The sequence below is a fragment of the Streptomyces sp. NPDC037290 genome (assembly GCF_055603245.1).
Window position 1 is genome coordinate 1 of sequence record NZ_JBVJVZ010000017.1, and the last position, 20,866, is coordinate 20,866.

22 protein-coding genes are annotated in these 20,866 nt (G+C 71.8%); 14 read left to right on the forward strand and 8 right to left on the reverse strand.

The genetic code is table 11. From position 1 onward, the window contains the following. Window positions 1-512: acyl-CoA carboxylase biotin carboxyl carrier protein subunit (locus ACZ7HQ_RS35875; protein WP_470999191.1), on the forward strand; the 512-nt coding region annotated here is incomplete at its 5' end. Between the two features lie 192 nt (window positions 513-704). Here the strand turns inward: ACZ7HQ_RS35875 and ACZ7HQ_RS35880 are convergent. After that, on the reverse strand, window positions 705-1,598 hold the full coding sequence (locus ACZ7HQ_RS35880) for a DeoR/GlpR family DNA-binding transcription regulator (RefSeq protein ID WP_470999193.1): 894 nt from the start codon (window positions 1,596-1,598) through the stop codon (window positions 705-707). Between the two features lie 202 nt (window positions 1,599-1,800). After that, a complete protein-coding gene (locus ACZ7HQ_RS35885) occupies window positions 1,801-3,249 on the reverse strand; it encodes an NAD(P)H-quinone dehydrogenase (protein WP_470999195.1) in 1,449 nt (482 codons plus the stop codon). A 96-nt stretch (window positions 3,250-3,345) separates the two neighbouring features. On the opposite strand from ACZ7HQ_RS35885, the gene ACZ7HQ_RS35890 reads away from it, so the two are divergent. The 3 genes from ACZ7HQ_RS35890 (at window position 3,346) to ACZ7HQ_RS35900 (ending at window position 6,495) form a co-directional block, all read left to right on the forward strand. Then, entirely contained in the window at window positions 3,346-3,783 is a 438-nt protein-coding gene (locus ACZ7HQ_RS35890) for a gamma-glutamylcyclotransferase family protein (RefSeq protein WP_470999197.1), read from the forward strand. Between the two features lie 112 nt (window positions 3,784-3,895). Next, the gene (locus tag ACZ7HQ_RS35895; protein WP_470999199.1) at window positions 3,896-4,720 is read left to right on the forward strand and encodes a purine-nucleoside phosphorylase; all 825 of its coding nucleotides are present in this window, start codon (window positions 3,896-3,898) and stop codon (window positions 4,718-4,720) included. Window positions 4,721-4,863: 143 nt separating this feature from the next. Next, complete coding sequence (locus ACZ7HQ_RS35900; RefSeq protein WP_470999201.1) at window positions 4,864-6,495, forward strand: phospho-sugar mutase; 1,632 nt, start codon at window positions 4,864-4,866, stop codon at window positions 6,493-6,495. 351 nt (window positions 6,496-6,846) lie between these two features. Here ACZ7HQ_RS35900 and ACZ7HQ_RS35905 read toward each other — a convergent pair whose 3' ends face one another. Next, window positions 6,847-7,536 (reverse strand): PH domain-containing protein, encoded by a 690-nt coding sequence (locus ACZ7HQ_RS35905; protein WP_470999203.1) that lies wholly within the window; start codon window positions 7,534-7,536, stop codon window positions 6,847-6,849. Window positions 7,537-7,673: 137 nt separating this feature from the next. On the opposite strand from ACZ7HQ_RS35905, the gene deoC reads away from it, so the two are divergent. The 3 genes from deoC to ACZ7HQ_RS35920 are packed head-to-tail and all read left to right on the forward strand — an operon-like array spanning window position 7,674 to window position 10,952. Further along, window positions 7,674-8,633, forward strand: coding sequence for a deoxyribose-phosphate aldolase (deoC, locus tag ACZ7HQ_RS35910; protein WP_470999413.1), 960 nt, complete (start codon window positions 7,674-7,676; stop codon window positions 8,631-8,633). A gap of 5 nt (window positions 8,634-8,638) precedes the next feature. Next, window positions 8,639-10,075, forward strand: a complete 1,437-nt coding sequence (locus ACZ7HQ_RS35915) for an aldehyde dehydrogenase family protein (RefSeq protein ID WP_470999205.1) — start codon at window positions 8,639-8,641, stop codon at window positions 10,073-10,075. Next, on the forward strand, window positions 10,068-10,952 hold the full coding sequence (locus tag ACZ7HQ_RS35920) for an aldehyde dehydrogenase family protein (RefSeq protein WP_470999207.1): 885 nt from the start codon (window positions 10,068-10,070) through the stop codon (window positions 10,950-10,952). Before ACZ7HQ_RS35915 ends, ACZ7HQ_RS35920 begins: the two co-directional genes overlap by 8 nt. 88 nt (window positions 10,953-11,040) lie before the next feature. Here ACZ7HQ_RS35920 and ACZ7HQ_RS35925 read toward each other — a convergent pair whose 3' ends face one another. Beyond that, window positions 11,041-11,421, reverse strand: coding sequence for a hypothetical protein (locus ACZ7HQ_RS35925; RefSeq protein WP_470999209.1), 381 nt, complete (start codon window positions 11,419-11,421; stop codon window positions 11,041-11,043). Between the two features lie 126 nt (window positions 11,422-11,547). Between ACZ7HQ_RS35925 and ACZ7HQ_RS35930 the strand changes: the two genes are divergently transcribed. Next, window positions 11,548-12,183 (forward strand): uridine kinase family protein, encoded by a 636-nt coding sequence (locus tag ACZ7HQ_RS35930; RefSeq protein ID WP_470999211.1) that lies wholly within the window; start codon window positions 11,548-11,550, stop codon window positions 12,181-12,183. Between the two features lie 178 nt (window positions 12,184-12,361). Here the strand turns inward: ACZ7HQ_RS35930 and ACZ7HQ_RS35935 are convergent, their stop codons facing one another. Next, complete coding sequence (locus tag ACZ7HQ_RS35935) at window positions 12,362-13,102, reverse strand: SigE family RNA polymerase sigma factor (protein ID WP_470999213.1); 741 nt, start codon at window positions 13,100-13,102, stop codon at window positions 12,362-12,364. Between the two features lie 240 nt (window positions 13,103-13,342). Between ACZ7HQ_RS35935 and afsQ1 the strand changes: the two genes are divergently transcribed. The 5 genes from afsQ1 to ACZ7HQ_RS35960 all read left to right on the forward strand — a co-directional run bounded on the left by afsQ1 (window position 13,343) and on the right by ACZ7HQ_RS35960 (window position 17,195). After that, complete coding sequence (gene afsQ1 / locus ACZ7HQ_RS35940) at window positions 13,343-14,020, forward strand: two-component system response regulator AfsQ1 (RefSeq protein WP_159050378.1); 678 nt, start codon at window positions 13,343-13,345, stop codon at window positions 14,018-14,020. Then, the gene (locus tag ACZ7HQ_RS35945; RefSeq protein WP_470999215.1) at window positions 14,017-15,609 is read left to right on the forward strand and encodes an ATP-binding protein; all 1,593 of its coding nucleotides are present in this window, start codon (window positions 14,017-14,019) and stop codon (window positions 15,607-15,609) included. Before afsQ1 ends, ACZ7HQ_RS35945 begins: the two co-directional genes overlap by 4 nt. Further along, window positions 15,606-16,214 carry a hypothetical protein gene (locus tag ACZ7HQ_RS35950; RefSeq protein WP_470999217.1) on the forward strand — a complete coding sequence of 203 codons (609 nt, stop codon included), beginning with the start codon at window positions 15,606-15,608 and terminating at the stop codon, window positions 16,212-16,214. Before ACZ7HQ_RS35945 ends, ACZ7HQ_RS35950 begins: the two co-directional genes overlap by 4 nt. A 141-nt stretch (window positions 16,215-16,355) precedes the next feature. Beyond that, window positions 16,356-16,916 carry a VanZ family protein gene (locus ACZ7HQ_RS35955; RefSeq protein WP_470999219.1) on the forward strand — a complete coding sequence of 187 codons (561 nt, stop codon included), beginning with the start codon at window positions 16,356-16,358 and terminating at the stop codon, window positions 16,914-16,916. A 78-nt stretch (window positions 16,917-16,994) separates the two neighbouring features. Beyond that, the gene (locus tag ACZ7HQ_RS35960; protein ID WP_470999221.1) at window positions 16,995-17,195 is read left to right on the forward strand and encodes a PspC domain-containing protein; all 201 of its coding nucleotides are present in this window, start codon (window positions 16,995-16,997) and stop codon (window positions 17,193-17,195) included. Between the two features lie 76 nt (window positions 17,196-17,271). Here the strand turns inward: ACZ7HQ_RS35960 and ACZ7HQ_RS35965 are convergent, their stop codons facing one another. Both ACZ7HQ_RS35965 and ACZ7HQ_RS35970 read right to left on the reverse strand, forming a co-directional pair. Next, window positions 17,272-17,625 carry an ATP-binding protein gene (locus ACZ7HQ_RS35965; RefSeq protein WP_470999223.1) on the reverse strand — a complete coding sequence of 118 codons (354 nt, stop codon included), beginning with the start codon at window positions 17,623-17,625 and terminating at the stop codon, window positions 17,272-17,274. 148 nt (window positions 17,626-17,773) lie between these two features. Next, window positions 17,774-18,937, reverse strand: a complete 1,164-nt coding sequence (locus ACZ7HQ_RS35970) for an adenosine deaminase (protein WP_470999225.1) — start codon at window positions 18,935-18,937, stop codon at window positions 17,774-17,776. Between the two features lie 123 nt (window positions 18,938-19,060). On the opposite strand from ACZ7HQ_RS35970, the gene ACZ7HQ_RS35975 reads away from it, so the two are divergent. Further along, a complete protein-coding gene (locus ACZ7HQ_RS35975; protein ID WP_470999227.1) occupies window positions 19,061-19,822 on the forward strand; it encodes an alpha/beta hydrolase family protein in 762 nt (253 codons plus the stop codon). A 23-nt stretch (window positions 19,823-19,845) separates the two neighbouring features. Here ACZ7HQ_RS35975 and ACZ7HQ_RS35980 read toward each other — a convergent pair whose 3' ends face one another. Continuing rightward, on the reverse strand, window positions 19,846-20,808 hold the full coding sequence (locus ACZ7HQ_RS35980) for a LysR family transcriptional regulator (protein WP_470999229.1): 963 nt from the start codon (window positions 20,806-20,808) through the stop codon (window positions 19,846-19,848). Between the last annotated feature and the right edge of the window lie 58 nt (window positions 20,809-20,866).

Here is a 20,866-nt window from a genome sequence, read left to right on the forward strand (position 1 = left end):
CGGTCGTCAGGGACCCGGCGTTCGCCCCCGAACTCACCGACTCCACCGACCCCTTCACGGTCCACACCCGCTGGATCGAGACCGAGTTCACCAACGAGATCAAGCCCTTCGCCGCCCCGGCTGACACAGAGGCGGAGGAAGAGCTCGGCCGCGAGACGGTCGTCGTCGAGGTCGGCGGCAAGCGCCTCGAGGTCTCCCTGCCCTCGTCCCTGGGCATGTCCCTGGCCCGTACCGGCCTCGCGGCCGGTGCCAAGCCGAAGCGCCGCGCCGCCAAGAAGTCCGGCCCCGTGGCGTCCGGCGACACCCTCGCCTCCCCGATGCAGGGCACGATCGTCAAGGTCGCGGTCGAGGAGGGCCAGGAGGTCAAGGAGGGCGACCTGGTCGTCGTCCTGGAGGCCATGAAGATGGAACAGCCGCTGAACGCCCACAAGGCGGGCACCATCAAGGGCCTGACCGCCGAGGTCGGCGCCTCCCTCACGTCCGGTGCGGCGATCTGCGAGATCAAGGACTGACGACCGATTCACAGCGACGCCCGGTGGACCGACCGCTTCGGTCCACCGGGCGTCACTTTTCGAGGAGGCGAGGGGCAGCCGGCCCGGGGGCGCGGGAGACCGCGCGACGAGCCAGGGGGAACCCGCACCCGCCCGCCCCGCCATCCGAGGCCCCAGGGCGATCAGGCCCTGAAGGCAGACCGGGCCTGCCGGCTACCGCCGCCGCAAATCAGCAACACGCCCGCGCTCAGCCGGCGTCGGCTCCCCGAACCCCGCTCCCGACCGGAGCGCCATCCCCCTGCGCGGCCCCGGCAGTGGCGCACGCCGCGCCGGGGCCTGCTCACCCCCCGGAGGGGCTCCGTTCGCCCCGGCCACGGCGATCTGCACCCCCTGGTCGGCCAGGGCCTGCAACTCGGTGGCGGCGCGGTCGTCGTGGACGGGCGGCTCGTCGGTGACCAGGCGGGTGATGACGTCGGTCGGCACGGTCTGGAACATCGTGTCCGTGCCGAGCTTGGTGTGGTCGGCGAGCACCACCACCTCCGCGGCGGCCTGCACCAGCGCCCGGTCGACGGACGCCGAGAGCATGTTGGACGTGGACAGCCCGCGCTCGGCGGTGAGCCCACTCCCGGACAGGAAGGCCTTGGACACGCGCAGCCCCTGCAGGGACTGCTCCGCGCCGGAGCCGACGAGGGCGTAGTTGGAGCCGCGCAGGGTGCCACCGGTCATCACGACCTCCACCCGGTTGGCATGGGCCAACGCCTGGGCCACCAGCAGCGAGTTGGTGACGACGGTCAGCCCGGGCACCCGCGCGAGCCGGCGGGCCAGCTCCTGCGTGGTGGTACCCGCGCCGACCACGATGGCCTCGCCCTCTTCGACGAGGCCCGCCGCGAGGTCGGCGATGGCCGTCTTCTCGGCGGTCGCGAGATGGGACTTCTGCGGAAAGCCGGACTCTCGCGTGAACCCGCCCGGCAGTACCGCACCGCCGTGCCGGCGGTCGAGGAGTCCTTCTGCCTCCAGTGCGCGCACGTCCCGCCGTACGGTCACTTCGGAGGTCTGGACGACGCGGGCGAGCTCACGGAGCGACACGGCACCGTTCGCTCGCACCATTTCGAGGATCAATTGGCGACGTTCAGCAGCGAACACGAAACTGACAGTAACCCCAGCGACCGTCTGGTTTCAGCAGTTTGCGCCGAATAACAGAAGTTGTTCGTACGGCAGGGGCGGAAGTGGTATAGGACCTGGCCGCCCCGACTATGCCGTACGCACTCGCGGCAACTCCCCGTGACCAGCGGGAAGTCGGATCCGGCCGTCAGGCCTCCACGCCGGCCTTGCGGGTGTGGAGCTGTCGTGCCACCTCGGCGATCGACCCCGAAAGGGAGGGGTACACCGTGAACGCGTTCGCGATCTGTTCGACCGTCAGATTGTTGTCGACGGCGATCGAGATGGGGTGGATCAGTTCCGAGGCGCGGGGCGCGACGACCACACCGCCGACGACGATGCCCGTACCCGGCCGGCAGAAGATCTTCACGAAGCCGTCCCGGATGCCCTGCATCTTCGCGCGCGGGTTGCGCAGCAGGGGCAGCTTGACGACCCGGGCGTCGATCTTGCCCGCGTCCACGTCCGCCTGCGAGTAGCCGACGGTGGCGATCTCGGGGTCGGTGAAGACGTTCGAGGAGACGGTCTTGAGGTTCAGCGGGGCCACCGCGTCGCCGAGGAAGTGGTACATGGCGATACGTCCCTGCATGGCGGCGACGGACGCGAGGGCGAAGACACCCGTCACGTCACCGGCCGCATAGACACCAGGAGCGGTCGTCCTGGACACCTTGTCGGTCCAGATGTGCCCCGAGTCGCGCAGCTTGACGCCGGCCTCCTCCAGGCCGAGCCCCGCGCTGTTGGGGATGGCACCGACGGCCATCAGACAGTGCGAGCCGCTGATGACCCGGCCGTCGGCCAGGGTCACCTCGACCCGGTCGCCGACGCGCTTGGCGGACTGCGCGCGGGAGCGGGCCATGACGTTCATGCCGCGGCGCCGGAAGACGTCCTCCAGGACGGCGGCGGCGTCCGGGTCCTCGCCCGGCAGCACGCGGTCGCGGGACGACACGAGCGTGACCTTCGACCCCAGGGCCTGGTAGGCGCCGGCGAACTCGGCACCGGTCACACCGGAGCCGACCACGATCAGCTCTTCCGGCAGCTCGGTGAGGTCGTAGACCTGGGTCCAGTTCAGGATGCGCTCGCCGTCGGGCTGGGCGTCGGGCAGCTCGCGGGGGTGACCGCCGGTGGCGATGAGGACGGCGTCGGCGGTGAGGGTCTCCTCGGTGCCGTCGGCGGCGGTGACGACGACCTTGCGGGACCCGTCGAGGGACTGCATGCCGTCCAGCCGGCCGCGCCCGCGCATGACCCGGGCGCCCGCGCGCGTGACCGAGGCGGTGATGTCGTGGGACTGGGCGAGAGCCAGCCGCTTCACACGGCGGTTGACCTTACCGAGGTCCACCCCGACCACCCGGGCCGCCTGCTCCAGCGGCGGGGTGTCGTCGGCGACGATGATCCCCAGCTCTTCGTACGACGAATCGAAGGTGGTCATCACCTCGGCCGTAGCGATGAGCGTCTTCGACGGCACGCAGTCGGTCAGCACCGACGCCCCGCCCAGACCGTCGCAGTCGACGACGGTCACCTCCGCACCGAGCTGGGCGGCCACCAGGGCCGCCTCGTATCCGCCGGGTCCGCCACCGATGATCACGATCCGAGTCACGTACTCCATTGTCCCGCACCCTTCAAGGTGCTACTGCCCGGGGGCGCACAGAAGCTTCGGCTGGGGCAGAAGTGCCTCGCGTTCCCCCTGCCGTACCCTCTCTCCATGTCGCTCTATGCCGCGTACGCCGGCAACCTCGACGCGGGCCTGATGTCCTTCCGCGCCCCGCACTCCCCGCTGCGCGCCACGGGCTGGCTGAACGGCTGGCGGCTGACGTTCGGCGGCGAGCAGCTGGGCTGGGAGGGCGCGCTGGCGACGATCGTGGAGGACCCGCTCGCGCAGGTCTTCGTCGGCCTGTACGACATCGCCCCGATGGACGAGGAGTCCCTTGACCACTGGGAGGGCGTGGGGGACGACCTCTACCGCCGGATGCGGGTGCGCGTGCACACCCTCGACGGCGAGGAGACGGCGTGGACGTACGTCCTGAACGGCTACGAGGGCGGCCTGCCGTCGGCGCGCTACCTGGGTGAGATCGCCGACGCGGCGGAGTCCGCGGGCGCGCCGCACGACTATGTGATGGAACTCCGCAAGCGCCCCTGCTGACCCGGCGGTCCCGCGGTGCCGCGGCCTTCGTCGGAAACGACAAGACAACGATCGCGATCCCGTGACGTCTGTCATCTACGCGCGTAGGCGAAGAGCGGCTACCCTCGACCACGTGAACGCATCTCTTCTTCCGGACGACATCCAGGGCGACCCCTACGCCGCCGCCGACGCCGCCGCCGCGCGCCTGCGCGCCCTCACCGGCGCAGAGACCCACGACGTCGCCCTCGTGATGGGCTCCGGCTGGGCTCCGGCCGTCGACGCCCTGGGCGCGCCCGACGCCGAGTTCCAGGTCACCGAGCTGCCCGGCTTCCCGCCGCCGGCCGTCGAGGGGCACGGCGGCAGGGTCCGCTCGTACTCCTTCGGTGACAAGCGCGCGCTGGTCTTCCTGGGCCGCACGCACTACTACGAGGGCCGTGGCGTCGCCGCCGTGGCGCACGGCGTCCGCACCGCCGTGGCCGCCGGCTGCAAGACCATCGTCCTGACCAACGGCTGCGGCGGCCTGCGCGAGGGCATGCGCCCCGGCCAGCCGGTCCTCATCAGCGACCACATCAACCTCACCGCCACCTCCCCGATCGTCGGCGCCAACTTCGTCGACCTGACCGACCTGTACTCCCCCCGCCTGCGCGCGCTGTGCAAGGAGATCGACCCCTCCCTGGAGGAGGGCGTCTACGCGCAGTTCCCCGGCCCGCACTACGAGACCCCGGCCGAGATCCGCATGGCCCGCGTCATCGGCGCGGACCTGGTCGGCATGTCCACGGTCCTCGAGGCCATCGCCGCGCGCGAGGCGGGTGCCGAGGTGCTGGGCATCTCCCTGGTCACCAACCTGGCGGCCGGCATGACCGGCGAACCCCTCAACCACGAGGAGGTCCTCCAGGCCGGCCGCGACTCGGCGGCACGGATGGGGCAGCTGCTGACCCAGGTGCTGGGCAAGCTGTAAGCGGACGCAGGCGCTGAGGCGCCGGTGACGGGGCTCCCGTGCGCTCACCTCTCGGCCGGCCGTTCCCGGTCGGGGGTGGGGAACGGGGGTCTGGGGGCGAGGCCCCCGGTGGACCACGCAGATACGGAGAGGTTGATCCCAAGGTGCACGACGATCTGATGGCCAGGGCCCGCGCATGGCTCGCCGAGGACCCCGACCAGGAGACCCGTAACGAACTGGCCAAGCTGATCGACGCCGGTGACGCGGCGGAGCTGTCCGCCCGCTTCGGCGGCACGCTGCAGTTCGGCACCGCCGGCCTGCGAGGCGAGCTGGGCGCCGGCCCGATGCGCATGAACCGCTCGGTCGTCATCCGCGCCGCGGCCGGTCTCGCCGCGTACCTGAAGAAGAACGGCCAGAGCGGCGGACTCGTCGTCATCGGCTACGACGCCCGCCACAAGTCCGCCGACTTCGCCCGGGACACCGCCGCCGTGATGACCGGCGCCGGCCTGCGTGCCGCCGTGCTCCCCCGCCCGCTGCCCACCCCCGTCCTGGCCTTCGCCATAAGGCACCTCGGCGCGGTCGCGGGTGTCGAGGTCACCGCCAGCCACAACCCGCCCCGGGACAACGGCTACAAGGTCTACCTCGGCGACGGCTCCCAGATCGTGCCGCCCGCTGACGCGGAGATCGCCGCCGAGATCGACGCGATCGCCTCCCTGAACGACGTACCCCGCCCGGAGAGCGGCTGGGAGATCCTGGACGACTCGGTCCTGGACGCCTACCTGGCCCGTACGGACGCGGTCCTGGCCCCCGGCTCCCCCCGCACGGCCCGCACGGTCTACACGGCGATGCACGGCGTCGGCAAGGACGTCCTGCTGGCCGCCTTCGCCCGCGCCGGCTTCCCCGAGCCCGTCCTGGTCGCCGAACAGGCCGACCCGGACCCCGACTTCCCGACGGTGGCGTTCCCCAACCCGGAGGAGCCGGGCGCGATGGACCTCGCCTTCGCCCGGGCCCGCGCGACCGACCCGGACCTGATCATCGCCAACGACCCCGACGCCGACCGCTGCGCCGCGGCCGTCAGGGACGGGGACGACTGGCGCATGCTGCGCGGCGACGAGGTCGGCGCCCTGCTCGGCGCCCACCTGGTCCGGTCCGGCGCGCAGGGCACCTTCGCGGAGTCGATCGTCTCCTCGTCCCTCCTCGGCCGTATCGCCGAGAAGGCGGGCCTCCCCTACGAGGAGACCCTGACCGGCTTCAAGTGGATCGCCCGCGTCGACGGACTGCGCTACGGCTACGAGGAGGCCCTCGGCTACTGCGTGGACCCCGAGGGCGTCCGCGACAAGGACGGCATCACGGCGGCGCTGCTGATCACCGAACTGGCGTCGGTGCTCAAGGAGGAGGGCCGCACCCTCCTCGACCTGCTGGACGACCTGGCGGTGGAGCACGGCCTGCACGCCACCGACCAGCTCTCGGTCCGTGTCCAGGACCTCTCCCTCATCGCCGACGCGATGCGCCGCCTGCGCGAGCAGCCGCCGACCGAGCTGGCGGGCCTGGCCATCACCCGGGCCGAGGACCTCACCCGGGGCACGGACAGGCTGCCGCCGACCGACGGCCTGCGCTACACCCTCGACGGCGCCCGCGTGATCGTCCGCCCGAGCGGCACCGAGCCGAAGCTGAAGTGCTACCTGGAGGTCGTCGTACCGGTCGCGGACCACACCGCGCTGCCGGCCGCCCGAACCCGCGCGACCGACCTCCTGACCGCGATCAAGCGGGACCTGTCGACAGCGGCCGGCATCTGAGCCACCGCCCCGCCGGGCACCTCCGGCGACGTGCGGGCCGCCCGTTCACCCACTGGGGCGGGTGGCCCGCCGGCCCGGGACAGCGATGGGCAGGTTTGTGCCACCCCACAGCTCCCCCCACCCGCCCGGCCTCCCTCTTCGCCCCGCACCCCTGGCCCACATCTGCCAGTCACCGCTCCGACGGGACCAGGGGACCGCTGGGACAGTTGGGGGCGCCCCTCGCCTCTCCGTCGCGCTGGAGCGCCCTTGGCGCGGACCGTGGAAGCCCGGCACCGGCCGGGAGGCGAGCGGCCCGGCGGTCACTTCACGACGTCCGCCGGCGTCCGTACGCCCCGTCTCGCCCCCCGCCCCTCACCCCACAGCCAGCAGGATCGCCAGAACGACCGCCCCCGCCAGCGCCGGTCCGAGCACCTCGTAGGCCCAGCGGACGGTCGTCTCGCCGTGCGCCGTGTCCGGGCCCTCGTGCCGTTCCTGGAGGCCGCGCAGGTCGTCCATCCACTGGTCGGTCTCGGCCCGCGTCGGACCGGAGCCCCCCATACCGGACGCCCCTCGGCCGAAGCCGCCGAGCCGGGACAGCGTGGCGCCCCGGACGTCCTCCGGACCCGTGCCGGCCCCCGCCCGCGCCTTGCGTGCCGCCGCCTTCTTCCGGCCCCGTAGCGAGACCGGGATGGCCCACAGCTGGTACTTGGTGCCGGACTTCGCGACGACCTCGTTCGAGTAGCCGGAGCGCAGGGCGGCGACCTCGCCCCAGGGCAGGGTGATCACGCGGAAGGGGTTACGGATCCGCAGCCGGTCGTCGTTGGCGAACACGGCCGGGCGCAGGGTGAAGGCGATCACCAGCGGCACGACGAGGATCATCCCGGCGAGCGCGAGCCACGGGGTCCGGCCGTGGCCGCGGAACAGCGCGTCGAAGCCCAGCCAGCCGATCAGGCCGAGCAGCAGCACACCGCTCGGGATGGCCAGGGGCGAGCGGTAGATCCGGTCCTTGAACACGGGATCCGGAGGCTGTGCCGCGGGTGACTGGTGGTCCGGGGTCGTCATGGCCCCGATTCTGCACGACGCGGCTCCGGATGGCCGCCGCCTGCCCTGATACCGCCGCTCATCCGTGATCCACAAAGGAGAGATGAGCGCCGGGGCTGTACAGCTGCTACGCGCGTAGATATGCTCGTCTGGTGACCATGCCCACTACCGCACCCACAGCTCACGCTCTCTCGGACGTCACCGCGTCCGACAGCACGCTGCGCCGCTTCCTGCACGGGCTGCCCGGCGTCGACGCGGTCGGCCTGGAGGCGCGCGCCGCGTCTCTCGGCACCCGTTCCATCAAGACCACCGCGAAGGCGTACGCCATCGACCTCGCCATCTCGATGGTCGACCTGACGACGCTGGAAGGCGCGGACACCCCGGGCAAGGTCCGGGCGCTCGGCGCCAAGGCGGTCCACCCCGACCCCACGGACCGTACGGCCCCGGCCACGGCCGCGGTCTGCGTCTACCCCGACATGGTGGCCGTGGCCAAGGAAGCCGTGGCCGGCTCCGGCGTGAAGGTCGCCTCGGTCGCCACCGCCTTCCCGGCCGGCCGCGCCGCCCTCGACGTCAAGCTGGCCGACGTCCGTGACGCCGTCGCCGCGGGCGCCGACGAGATCGACATGGTCATCGACCGGGGCGCGTTCCTCGCGGGCAGGTACGTGAAGGTGTACGACGAGATCGTCGCCGTGAAGGAGGCCTGCGGCGACAGCGCCCGCCTGAAGGTCATCTTCGAGACCGGCGAGCTGTCGACGTACGACAACATCCGCCGCGCCTCCTGGCTCGGCATGCTCGCCGGCGCCGACTTCATCAAGACCTCGACCGGCAAGGTCGCGGTCAACGCCACCCCCGCCAACACGCTGCTCATGCTGGAGGCCGTACGGGACTTCCGTGCGCAGACCGGCATCCAGGTCGGCGTGAAGCCGGCCGGCGGCATCCGCACCTCCAAGGACGCCATCAAGTTCCTCGTCCTCGTCAACGAGACGGCCGGCGAGGACTGGCTGGACAACCACTGGTTCCGCTTCGGCGCCTCCTCGCTCCTGAACGACCTGCTGATGCAGCGTCAGAAGCTGGCCACCGGCCGCTACTCCGGCCCCGACTACGTGACGGTGGACTGATCCCCATGGCATCCGCATTCGAGTACGCACCCGCGCCCGAGTCCCGCTCGGTCGTCGACATCGCCCCCTCCTACGGCCTGTTCATCGACGGCGAGTTCACGGAGGCCGCCGACGGCAAGGTCTTCAAGACCGTCTCGCCGTCGACCGAGGAGGTCCTCTCCGAGGTCGCCCAGGCCGGTTCCGAGGACGTCGACCGCGCGGTCAGGGCCGCCCGCAAGGCGTTCGAGATGTGGTCGGCGCTGCCGGGCTCCGAGCGCGCCAAGTACCTGTTCCGCATCGCCCGGATCATCCAGGAGCGCAGCCGCGAGCTGGCGGTCCTGGAGACGCTGGACAACGGCAAGCCGATCAAGGAGACCCGCGACGCGGACCTCCCCCTGGTCGCGGCGCACTTCTTCTACTACGCGGGCTGGGCCGACAAGCTCGACCACGCCGGCTTCGGAGCGAACCCGCGGCCGCTGGGCGTGGCCGGCCAGGTCATCCCCTGGAACTTCCCGCTCCTCATGCTGGCGTGGAAGATCGCCCCGGCGCTCGCGACCGGCAACACGGTCGTCCTGAAGCCGGCGGAGACGACCCCGCTCTCCGCCCTGTTCTTCGCGGACATCTGCCGCCAGGCCGGCCTGCCCAAGGGTGTCGTCAACATCCTCCCGGGCTACGGCGACGCGGGCGCCGCGCTCGTCGCGCACCCGGACGTGAACAAGGTCGCCTTCACCGGCTCCACGGCCGTCGGCAAGGAGATCGCCCGGACCGTCGCGGGCACGAGGAAGAAGCTCACCCTCGAACTGGGCGGCAAGGGCGCCAACATCGTCTTCGACGACGCCCCGATCGACCAGGCCGTCGAGGGCATCGTGAGCGGCATCTTCTTCAACCAGGGCCAGGTCTGCTGCGCGGGCAGCCGCCTGCTGGTCCAGGAGTCGATCGCGGAGGAGCTGCTGGAGTCCCTGAAGCGCAGGCTCTCCACCCTGCGCCTCGGCGACCCGCTGGACAAGAACACCGACATCGGTGCGATCAACTCCGCCGAGCAGCTGGCCCGGATCACCGCGCTGGCCGAGCAGGGCGAGGCGGAGGGTGCCGAGCGCTGGTCCCCGGCCTGCGAACTGCCGGCCTCCGGCTACTGGTTCGCCCCGACGCTCTTCACGAACGTCACCCAGGCGCACACCATCGCCCGCGACGAGATCTTCGGCCCCGTGCTGTCGGTGCTCACCTTCCGCACCCCGGACGAGGCGGTCGCCAAGGCGAACAACACGCAGTACGGCCTGTCGGCGGGCATCTGGACCGAGAAGGGCTCGCGGATCCTGGCGGTGGCGAGCAAGCTCCGCGCGGGCGTGATCTGGTCCAACACGTTCAACAAGTTCGACCCGACCTCGCCGTTCGGCGGCTACAAGGAGTCGGGCTTCGGCCGCGAGGGCGGCCGCCACGGCCTGGAGGCGTACCTCGATGTCTGACCGTTTGAGCGTCCTGAAGACCTACAAGCTGTACGTCGGCGGGAAGTTCCCGCGTTCCGAGAGCGGCCGGGTGTACGAGGTGACGGACTCCAAGGGCAACTGGCTGGCCAACGCGCCCCTCTCCTCCCGCAAGGACGCCCGGGACGCGGTCGTGGCCGCGCGCAAGGCGTTCGGCGGCTGGTCCGGGGCGACGGCGTACAACCGCGGCCAGGTCCTCTACCGCGTCGCCGAGATGCTGGAGGGCCGCCGGGACCAGTTCGTGCGCGAGGTCGCGGACGCCGAGGGCCTGTCGAAGCCGAAGGCGGCCGCGGTCGTGGACGCGACGATCGACCGCTGGGTCTGGTACGCGGGCTGGACGGACAAGATCGCCCAGGTGGTCGGCGGCGCCAACCCGGTCGCGGGCCCGTTCTTCAACCTGTCCTCCCCGGAGCCGGCCGGCGTGGTCGCCGTGCTTGCCCCGCAGGAGTCGTCCTTCCTGGGCCTGGTCTCCGTGGTCGCCCCGGTGATCGCGACCGGCAACACCGCCGTCGTCGTGGCCTCCGAGAAGGCCCCGCTGCCGGCCCTCTCCCTGGCCGAGGTGCTGGCCACCTCCGACGTCCCCGGCGGCGTGGTGAACGTCCTGTCCGGGCGTACGGCCGAGATCGCGGCGCCGCTGGCCGCGCACCAGGACGTCAACGCGATCGACCTCGCGGGCGCCGACGAGACGCTGGCCAGGGAGCTGGAGATCGCGGCGGCGGACAACCTGAAGCGCACGCTGCGTCCACAGCCTGTGGACTACTTCGAGACGCCGGGCACCGACCGGATGACGGCGTTCCTGGAGACCAAGACGGTCTGGCACCCGACGGGTTCGCTGGGCGCCTCCGGCTCGTCGTACTGAGCGCGGCGCCCTGGCCCCGCACGACCGAGAGCCGCGTCCTCCCTCCGTCCGGGGAGGACGCGGCTCTCTCGTGCGGCACCGGACGGGCTCAGGCCCCGCCGCCGAGCAGGCCGCCCACGGTCCGCTCCACCGCCGGGACGACACCGACGGTGCCGGTCTCGACGAGCGGGCCGGTGTACCCGGAGACGTCACCGTCGTCCGACGGGGCGGCGGCGGTCCCGGCGACCGGGGTGTACCGCAGGGCCTGCACGGGGACGGTGGCGTACCGCAGCCCGCCGGTCGTGCCCTGCAGGGCGGCCTGCGGTGCCATCGTCCCGAAGGTGGTAGCGGGCCGCCAGGGCACCTCCGCGAGGCCGGCGGCGTCCGCGGACGCCGCCGCCGCGCCCACGCCCATCGCTGCCGAGGCGGTCGCGAGGACGATCAGGGCGCGCTTCGCGGTGTGGTTGAGGGGGAAAGCGTGTCGTGCCATCCAGGAGCCACCTTCTGATGCGGAGGGTAACGCGTTCGACACGAAGAGTAGTTGAGGTGGGAGTCACGCTCAAAAGCCGACCCGCGGGGTCGGCAGGCGGCTCCCCATGCCTCAAACTGGTGTTCCGTGAGCCTTCATCTCCCGTCCCCCGCCCGTGTCGTGCTGCTGTGCGGCCCCTCGGGCTCGGGCAAGTCCCTCGTCGCCGCCCGCTCCGGGCTTCCCGTGCTGCGTCTCGACGACTTCTACAAGGAGGGCGACGACCCGACCCTGCCGCTGGTGGAGGGCAGTTCGGACATCGACTGGGACCACCCGGAGTCGTGGGACGCGGACGTCGCCGTCGAAGCCATCGCCCGGCTGTGCGCCACGGGGACCACGCCGGTACCGGTGTACGACCTCGCGCGCAGTGCCCGTACGGGCGAGGAGACGCTGCACATCGGCCGTACCCCGCTGTTCATCGCGGAGGGCATCTTCGCCGCGGAGATCGTCGAGCGCTGCCGCGAACGGGGTGTGCTGGCGGACGCGCTGTGCCTGACCCGGGGATCCGTCACGACGTTCCGCCGCCGCTTCCTGCGCGACCTGAAGGAGGGCCGCAAGTCGGTGCCGTTCCTGCTGCGCCGCGGCTGGCGGCTGATGCGCGCGGAACGGTCGATCGTCAGCCGCCAGGTGTCCCTGGGCGCGCATCCCTGCGACCGGGACGAGGCCCTCGGCAGGCTCGCGGCGGCGGCCGCGGGACGGCAGGTGCGCCGGCAGGCGGTGGCGTGACCGGCGTACGGACGGCCCGCGCGGCGTACGCAACGCGAAACGGGACTGGTCGGACCCCCCGGCCCACCAGTCCCGCTCCCCTTGCTCCCCCGTTTTCCCTGCCCCCGTGTCCCTCCCCAGTGGTTCCCCCGTGTCCCCCGTGTCCCCCCTCGGGTCACCCCCCAGTGACCCCTGACCTTCAGGCGACGAGTTCGCCGAAGGCGTCCTCCTGGTCACGGCCGAAGCTGAGGACCTCGTCCTCGCGCAGCCGGCGCAGCGACCGCCAGATGCTGGACTTCACCGTGCCCACACTGATGTCGAGGATCTCCGCGATCTCCGGGTCCGTGCGGCCCTCGTAGTAGCGCAGGACGAGCATGGTGCGCTGGAGTTCGGGCAGCCGGGCCAGCGCCTGCCACAGGACCGCGCGCAGTTCTGTGCCGCGCATCGCGTCCGTGTCGGAGGGCGTCTCCGGCAGTTCCTCGGTCGGGTACTCGTTGAGCTTGCGGCGCCGCCAGGCGCTGATGTGCAGGTTGGTCATGGTGCGGCGGAGGTATCCGCCGACCGCCGCCTTGTCGCTGATCCGGTCCCACGCCTTGTACGTCGAGAACAGCGCGCTCTGCAGCAGGTCCTCGGCCTCGAAGCGGTCGCCGGTCAGGTGGTAGGCGGTGGCGTACAGGGAGGCGCGGCGCTCCTGGACGTAGGCGGTGAACTCCGCCTCCGACAGGGAACGGCGCTGCTCCCCCGAGTCCTCCCTGTATGCGGTTCCCCCGTGCGTTTCCCCCGTGTTCGCGTCAACCACCGTCATGAACGCGGTGTGCTGACGCCCGGTGCCGCGAGCGCACCCCCGCCCGCTCACGGCACCGGACTTCTCGTAACCCCGGTGCACGTCGTGCAGACGCGTGACTACGGCGCTGGTGCTGATGCTGTGCAGCGTGTTCATCTCGCGCTCCCCGTCGTGGACTTGCGGTGGTTCGGCCTTGCCGGGCCGGTTGTGGCTCCCCCGTCCGGCCCGTGTCCAAAAGACTGCCGGGGTGACTTCATGGCCGTGTCCGCCGACTGTCACAGACCTGTCACAGGGGTCAGGCCAGGTCCGTCACAGGGCGTGCACAGTGGGTGGCGGCAGGGAGAGCCTGGTGCGCGCAGGTCGTACGACACCCCGTCCATGGGCCAGAATGAGCCCGTGCCTTCCCTGTTGCTGATCGAGGACGACGACGCCATCCGTACGGCCCTGGAGCTCTCCCTGACGCGCCAGGGACACCGGGTGGCGACCGCTGCCAGCGGTGAGGACGGTCTGAAGCTGCTGCGCGAGCAGCGGCCCGACCTGATCGTGCTGGACGTGATGCTGCCCGGCATCGACGGCTTCGAGGTGTGCCGCCGTATCCGGCGCACCGACCAGCTGCCGATCATCCTGCTGACCGCGCGCAACGACGACATCGACGTCGTGGTCGGGCTGGAGTCCGGCGCCGACGACTACGTCGTCAAGCCGGTCCAGGGCCGGGTGCTGGACGCCCGGATCCGGGCCGTGCTGCGGCGCGGGGAGCGCGAGTCCAGCGACTCGGCGACCTTCGGCAGCCTCGTCATCGACCGGTCGGCGATGACCGTGACGAAGAACGGCGAGGACCTGCAGCTGACCCCGACCGAGCTCAGGCTGCTGCTGGAGCTGAGCCGGCGGCCCGGTCAGGCCCTGTCGCGGCAGCAGTTGCTGCGGCTGGTGTGGGAGCACGACTACCTGGGCGACTCCCGCCTGGTGGACGCGTGTGTGCAGCGGCTGCGCGCCAAGGTGGAGGACGTGCCGTCGTCCCCGACCCTGATCCGCACCGTCCGTGGTGTCGGCTACCGCCTGGACACTCCTCAGTGACCGACACGCAAGGGGGGCTGCGCGGCTGGGCCGCGGGGCGCAGGGGAAATCTGTCGCGGCTCAGGTTCACCAGCCTCAGGCTGCGCCTGGTGGTGGTCTTCGCGCTGGTCGCGCTCACCGCGGCGGTGTCGGCGTCCGGCATCGCCTACTGGCTGAACCGGGAGGCGGTGCTCACCCGTGCCCAGGACGCGGTGCTGCGCGACTTCCGGCAGGAGATGCAGAACCGGGCGGGCGCACTGCCGGAGCACCCCACGCAGGACCAACTCCAGCGCGTGGCGGGCCAGATGGCGGCGAGCAGCCAGCACTTCAGCGTGCTGCTGGTCGCCCAGGACACCGACGGCAAGACGGTGTACGGCAACTCGGGAGGCATCAACGGCTTCGCGCTGGAGGACGTACCGGGATCGCTGCGCGCCGCCGTGAACAAGCAGCAGAAGGTGACCGACTCCAACAAGGAGCCGTACCACCTGTACTGGCAGCGGGTCACGGAGCACGGCACGCCGTACCTGGTGGCCGGCACGCGGGTGATCGGCGGCGGTCCGACCGGCTACATGGCGAAGTCCCTGGAGCCGGAGGCCAAGGATCTCAACTCGCTCGCCTGGTCGCTGGGCATCGCCACCGGGCTCGCGCTGATCGGCGCCGCGCTGCTCGCACAGGCCGCCGCCACGACCGTGCTGAAGCCGGTGCACCGGCTCGGCGTGGCCGCCCGGCGGCTCGGCGAGGGCAAGCTGGACACGCGGCTGCGGGTGTCCGGGACCGATGAGCTCGCCGACCTCTCCCGGACGTTCAACAACGCGGCCGAGGCGCTGGAGCAGCGCGTCGCGGAGATGGCCGCGCGGGACGACGCCTCGCGGCGGTTCGTCGCCGACATGAGCCATGAGCTGCGGACGCCGCTGACCGCCATCACCGCCGTGACGGAGGTGCTGGAGGAGGAGCTGGAGTTCGAGTCGGGGAGCATCGACCCGATGATCGAGCCGGCGGTCCGGCTGGTGGTCAGCGAGACCCGCCGGCTGAACGACCTGGTCGAGAACCTGATGGAGGTCACCCGCTTCGACGCGGGCACCGCCCGACTGGTCCTGGACGACGTCGACGTCGCCGACCAGATCACCGCCTGCATCGACGCCCGGGCCTGGCTGGACGCGGTCGAGCTGGACGCCGAACGCGGCATCCACGCCCGCCTCGATCCGCGCCGGCTGGACGTGATCCTCGCCAACCTGGTCGGCAACGCGCTCAAGCACGGCGGATCGCCGGTGCGGGTGTCGGTGCGGGCGTCGGACGACTCGGTGCTGATCCAGGTCCGCGACCACGGCCCCGGCATCCCCGAGGACGTCCTGCCGCACGTCTTCGACCGCTTCTACAAGGCGAGCGCCTCCCGGCCCCGCTCCGAGGGCAGCGGCCTGGGCCTGTCCATCGCCATGGAGAACGCCCACATCCACGGCGGCGAGATCACCGCCGCCAACTCACCCGACGGCGGCGCGGTGTTCACCCTCACGCTGCCCCGGGACTCCTCCCGGCTCACGGAGGAGCCGGACGGCGGCGCACCAGACAACAAGCAGGATGCCGACGACAGTTCAGGAAAGGAGGGGTCATGACCACGCGGACCGTGAGACGACGCATACTGGCGGTGCCCCTTCTGGGTCTGCTGCTCACCGGCTGCGGCATCCGGGCCACCCAGGTGCCGACGGACTTCGGCGCGGCACCCTCGCGCGTGCCGTGCTCGCTGGCCGGGCCGAGCCCGGCCACGCAGTCCGCGCAGGGGGTGCCCGTGCAGGTCTTCCTGCTGTGCGGGGCCTCCCTGGTGACCGTGGACCGGACGGTACGCGTCCCCGAGGGCACCCCGGACGCGCGGCGCCGGGTGATCGTGGCGCAGGGGCTGCTGGACCAGCTCGCCGCGTCGCCCTCCGCCGCGGAGCGCTCCGCGGGCTACGCGACGTACGTGCCGGGCGCCCTCAGCGTGCGCGGTCCCGGCCCCAGGGAGCCCGAGGACACGCTCCACCTGAGCACGGCGCCCTCGCGTCTCACCTCCTACGCCCTGGCCCAGCTGGTGTGCACGCTGTCGGACTCGGCGGCGACGGAGGGCGACGGCTCGGTCGTCCTGGGCGGCCCGCGCCCCGCCGCACTGCGCCGCTACGAGTGCACGGGCGAGGTCCGCGACCGCCCGGGAAGCGTGCAGCCGCCCTCCAGCGAGGTCAGGTAGCCGGTTCGGCGGCCGGGCCACGACCGCCGGCGACGGCGTGTCCGCTCCGGCGAGCGGTCCCACGCCCGGCCGGGCACGGCCGCCCGCAACGGAAAGTTGCGGCGCGGAACCGTTCGTACCCGGTGCTGCGTCTTGGGTGGCGTGCAGCGTCAAGGCTCCATCGGCGGCAGCGCCGCGATCCGCATCCGGGTGACGGGGGGTGTCCTCCTCGTCGCCCACCTCGCCCTCGTGGCCTGGCTGATGCTGCGGCCGCTGGACGTGCCCTGGGTGACACCTCCCAACCTGCACCCGCTCGCCGGTGTCCGGGCCGATCTGGCCCTGGGCTGGCCGCGGGCCGCGAGACCCCTCGGTGAGGGGCTGGCGCTGCTCGCCCCGCTGGGCGTCCTGCTGCCGATGGCGCACGGCCGGGTCACCGTCTCGCCGCTCGCCTCCCTGGTCCGCACGGCCACCGCGGGCGCCCTGGTCTCCCTCGGCATCGCCCTGCTGCAGACCGGTGTCCCCGGCAGGGTCGTGGACGTCGACTCGCTGCTGCTGAACACCGCGGGTGTGATCCTCGCCCATCTGCTCGTCGTGCCCGCGGGCCGCGCCCGGCTGCGCAGGCGGGAGACCCGCGAGCAGGGCGGGACCGGGCCCGTCACCGTCCAGGAGGAGCTGTCTCAGGGGCGCACCCCGACGATTCCCAGGGTCGGAATGGCCCCGTAGAGTGACGCTTCGCCCGCTTCGTCTCCGTACGGTCGAAGACAGCTGACCACAGCGATCCGACGACACTCAGGAGCCGACATGACCGCCCTTGCCCGTCCCACCCACGGCCGCGTGATCGGCGGAGTGTGCGCAGCGCTGGCCCGGCGCTTCGGCACCTCCGCGACGACGATGCGCGTGATCTTCCTGCTCTCCTGCCTGCTGCCCGGCCCGCAGTTCCTGGTCTACATAGCGCTGTGGATCCTGCTGCCCTCGGAGGACAGGACGCGTACGGCCTGGTGACCGCCGTGGGCGAAACGCCGTCGGGGGGCTCCCGGCCTGACCGGGGCGCCCCGACGGCGTCGTACGGCGGTCGGCGTCAGCCGAGCGAGACGCCGTTGACCGGCAGGCCGTGGGTGGGCAGGCCCTGCACGGGCAGTCCGCCGAGGCGGCTGTTGACCGGCCCGGCCGCTCCCTGCTTCAGCGCGCTCTCGACGGCCGGCTGCGCGGCGGCCATCCCGGCACCCAGGGCGTCCTGCCCCCGGGTGAGGGCGTCGGTGGCACCCGGCTGCGCCGAGCCGACGTTCTCGGCCGGCAGCGTCCGGGTGACGGCGTCCAGCCCCGGGGCGGCGTCCGGCACGGCCGGGGCCGCGTGGGCCGCGCCCGCGCCGACGGCGGCGAAGGCGGCTCCGAGAGCGGCGACACCGAGGGTCCTGGCAGCAGAGTGCTTCATGGGAAATGCGTCCTTGCCATGAGGGGACGGAGAACAAAAACGATGAACGGTCCACGACCGTAAACACGCCCGATCGTCCGCCGCAAACACCGAAATGCGGACGGGTTGTGAACCCCTGTTCACAACCCGCGTCCCCAGCCGGCCGCCCTTATCCCGGCGAACCGGCAGAACCCCTGGTGGAGGCCGTTTGCTGAAACAGCCATTCGGATTTCAGTTCCGCATATCCGGGCTTGATGACGTCATTGATCATCGCCAGGCGTTCATCGAAAGGAATGAACGCCGATTTCATCGAATTGACCGAGAACCACTGCAGGTCGTCGAGGGTGTAACCGAACGCCTCGACGAGGCGCTCGAATTCCTGACTCATACTCGTGTGCGACATCAGCCGGTTGTCGGTGTTCACGGTGGCCCGGAAGTGCAGCCTGCGCAGCAGCCCGATCGGATGCTCGGCGTAGGAGGGCGCGGCACCGGTCTGCAGATTGGAGCTGGGGCACAGTTCCAGCGGGATCCGCTTGTCCCGGACGTACGACGCCAGCCGTCCGAGCCGCACCGAGCCGTCCTCGCGGACCTCGATGTCGTCGATGATCCGCACGCCGTGCCCGAGCCGGTCGGCGCCGCACCACTGCAGCGCCTGCCAGATGGAGGGCAGCCCGAAGGCCTCGCCGGCGTGGATGGTGAAGTGGTTGTTCTCGCGCTTGAGGTACTCGAACGCGTCGAGGTGCCGGGTGGGCGGATAGCCGGCCTCGGCACCGGCGATGTCGAAGCCGACCACGCCCGAGTCCCGGTAGCGGTTGGCGAGTTCGGCGATCTCCAGGGAGCGGGCCGCGTGCCGCATGGCGGTCAGCAGGGCTCCGACCCGAATGCGCCGGCCGCTCTCCCAGGCGATCCGCTCACCCTGCCGGAACCCCTCGTTGACGGCCTCGACGACCTCCTCCAGGGTCAGCCCGCCGTCCAGGTGCTGCTCGGGGGCGTACCGCACCTCGGCGTAGACGACCCCGTCCTCGGCGAGGTCCTCGGCGCACTCGCGGGCGACCCGGATGAGCGCCTCCCGGGTCTGCATCACGCCGACGGTGTGCCGGAAGGTCTCCAGATACCGTTCCAGCGAGCCGGAGTCGGCGGCTTCGTGGAACCAGAGGCCCAGCTTGTCCGGATCGGTCTCGGGAAGGTGCGCGTAGCCGGCCTCGTGGGCGAGTTCGACGACGGTGCCCGGGCGGAGCCCGCCGTCGAGATGATCGTGCAGCAGAACCTTGGGCGCCCGGCGGATCTGGTCCGGTGTCGGGAGGGTCCCGTTCGGTGCAGTCTGGCTCGTCATTTCCGCACTGTAACGCCTACGCGCGTAGAGCACCCGGGAGCGGCGACGTCACTTTTCCGTCGATACGCAACGGTGACCGCACGTACGGGTTTCGTCCATCGCCTCTTCTGACACTGTTCTGTCATGGGACAGCAAGCGACGCCGGTCCGAACGGCCGGGCTGGGAAAGGCAGTCGGCCCGGAGCCGACGGGGGTGAGCGGAGCGGTGCTGCTGCTCCCCGGCGGGGAGGAGGTCTCCGCCCGCCGGCCGTCCCCCGTCCGGGCGACGCTGGCGCTGCGTTCGCTCGGCCGGCGCATCGCGCGGGCGGGACGACCCGAGGGGCTGGCCGTGCACACCGTGCGCTATCGCTACCGGGGCTGGAACGGGAGCGAGGCCCACCTGGCGGCGGACGCCGAGTGGGCCGCCGACGAGGTCGTACGGCGGTACGGGGACGTTCCCGTGTGCCTGGTCGGAATGGACATGGGCGGGCGGGCGGCGCTGCGAGCCGGCGGGCACGAGGCCGTCAACTCCGTCGTCGCACTGGCCCCTTGGCTGCCCGAGGAGGATGTGGCCGCGCCCGCCGAGCCGGTGAAGCAGCTCGTGGGGCGGCGCGTGCTGATCGTGCACGGCACGAACGACGAACGCACCGACCCGGAGCTGTCGTTCCGGTACGCGACGCGGGCGAAGAAGGCGAACCGGGAGGTGTGCCGGTTCGAAGTGCACTCGGACGGGCACGGGTTGCACGGGCACCGGGACGAGGTTGCCCATCTGGCCGTCGACTTCACGCTGGGGGCGCTGTTCGGGCACCCGGTGTCACGCCCCGTCGAGGACGCGCTGGCCGCTCCGCCGCCCATCGGTCTGCGGATGCCGTTGGCCGCGGGGTTCGGCAGGTCCTTGAGCCGGTAGGGCCGGGGACTGGGTGGCGTCCGTCAGGCGGGCAGCAGGTTGCCCCTCCTCGACAGCAGGAACTTCTTGAACGCCGCGACCGGCGGGGTGTCGGGGCGGTCCGCCATCCATGCGACGCCGATCTCCCGTAGCGCTCTGGGAGCCGTCACCGTCAGTTCCACGACACCCGGCCTGGGCACCGTGGGCGGAGGCAGCAGAGCCACCCCCAGCCCGGCCGCCACCAGACCCCGCAGGGTTTCCGCCTCCTCGCCCTCGAAGGCGACTCTCGGGCGGAAGCCGGCCTCCTGGCACAGGGCGTCGAAGATGCGGCGCAGGCCGTAGCCGGGTTCCAGGGTGACGAACGTTTCCTCGGCGGCCTCGGCGAGCCGGATGCGGCGGCGAGCGGCGAGGCGGTGGTCGGCGGGGACGACCAGGCGGAGTTTCTGCTCGTCCAGGCGGCGGGCGACCAGGTCGGGGGCGTCGGGAACGGGTGAGGTGAGGCAGAGGTCCAGCTCGCCGGCGCGCAGGCGTTCCAGCATGGCCTCGCCGTAGTTCTGGACCAGGCTGAAGCGGACGCGCGGGTGGTCCTCGCGAAAGGCGTGGAGGAGGCCGGGCACGGTCTCTGCGCCCATGGTGTGCAGGAAGCCGAAGGCGACCTTGCCGGTGGCCGGGTCGGCGTCGGCGCGCACCTCTTCGGCGGCGCGCTCGACCTCGGCGAGGGCGCGTTCCACGGCGGTGAGGAAGGTCCGGCCGGCGGGGGTGAGGGAGACGGTTCGCCCGTGGCGGGCGAACAGGTCGACGCCCAGGTCCTGCTCCAGGCGGGCCATCGCGCGCGAGAGGGTGGACTGGGGAACGTTCATCTCGTGGGCGGCCCGGGTGACGTGCTCGGTGCGGGCCACACCGGCGAAGTACGCGAGGCGGGGCGCGAGCACCCGCGACATCTCAGACGTGTCTTCTGTGTCACTGTTGCGTGACAGGCGGACTTGTGAGCTCTGCTGATGCGCCATGGGAACGATTATGGCGATTCCATGCATTGGACGGATGAGATGGGCCGTCCTTACGGTC

Bases quoted from the DNA above. Each gene is read 5' to 3' on its own strand.
- ACZ7HQ_RS35905 (WP_470999203.1), bottom strand. From the start codon at position 7,536: ATGACGACCCCGGACCACCAGTCACCCGCGGCACAGCCTCCGGATCCC.
- ACZ7HQ_RS35885 (WP_470999195.1), bottom strand. From the start codon at position 3,249: ATGGAGTACGTGACTCGGATCGTGATCATCGGTGGCGGACCCGGCGGA.
- ACZ7HQ_RS35980 (WP_470999229.1), bottom strand. From the start codon at position 20,808: ATGGCGCATCAGCAGAGCTCACAAGTCCGCCTGTCACGCAACAGTGAC.
- ACZ7HQ_RS35950 (WP_470999217.1), top strand. From the start codon at position 15,606: ATGACCACGCGGACCGTGAGACGACGCATACTGGCGGTGCCCCTTCTG.
- deoC (WP_470999413.1), top strand. From the start codon at position 7,674: ATGCCCACTACCGCACCCACAGCTCACGCTCTCTCGGACGTCACCGCG.
- ACZ7HQ_RS35925 (WP_470999209.1), bottom strand. From the start codon at position 11,421: ATGGCACGACACGCTTTCCCCCTCAACCACACCGCGAAGCGCGCCCTG.
- ACZ7HQ_RS35915 (WP_470999205.1), top strand. From the start codon at position 8,639: ATGGCATCCGCATTCGAGTACGCACCCGCGCCCGAGTCCCGCTCGGTC.
- ACZ7HQ_RS35960 (WP_470999221.1), top strand. From the start codon at position 16,995: ATGACCGCCCTTGCCCGTCCCACCCACGGCCGCGTGATCGGCGGAGTG.
- ACZ7HQ_RS35935 (WP_470999213.1), bottom strand. From the start codon at position 13,102: ATGAACACGCTGCACAGCATCAGCACCAGCGCCGTAGTCACGCGTCTG.
- ACZ7HQ_RS35975 (WP_470999227.1), top strand. From the start codon at position 19,061: ATGGGACAGCAAGCGACGCCGGTCCGAACGGCCGGGCTGGGAAAGGCA.
- ACZ7HQ_RS35970 (WP_470999225.1), bottom strand. From the start codon at position 18,937: ATGACGAGCCAGACTGCACCGAACGGGACCCTCCCGACACCGGACCAG.
- ACZ7HQ_RS35890 (WP_470999197.1), top strand. From the start codon at position 3,346: ATGTCGCTCTATGCCGCGTACGCCGGCAACCTCGACGCGGGCCTGATG.
- ACZ7HQ_RS35965 (WP_470999223.1), bottom strand. From the start codon at position 17,625: ATGAAGCACTCTGCTGCCAGGACCCTCGGTGTCGCCGCTCTCGGAGCC.
- ACZ7HQ_RS35920 (WP_470999207.1), top strand. From the start codon at position 10,068: ATGTCTGACCGTTTGAGCGTCCTGAAGACCTACAAGCTGTACGTCGGC.
- ACZ7HQ_RS35880 (WP_470999193.1), bottom strand. From the start codon at position 1,598: ATGGTGCGAGCGAACGGTGCCGTGTCGCTCCGTGAGCTCGCCCGCGTC.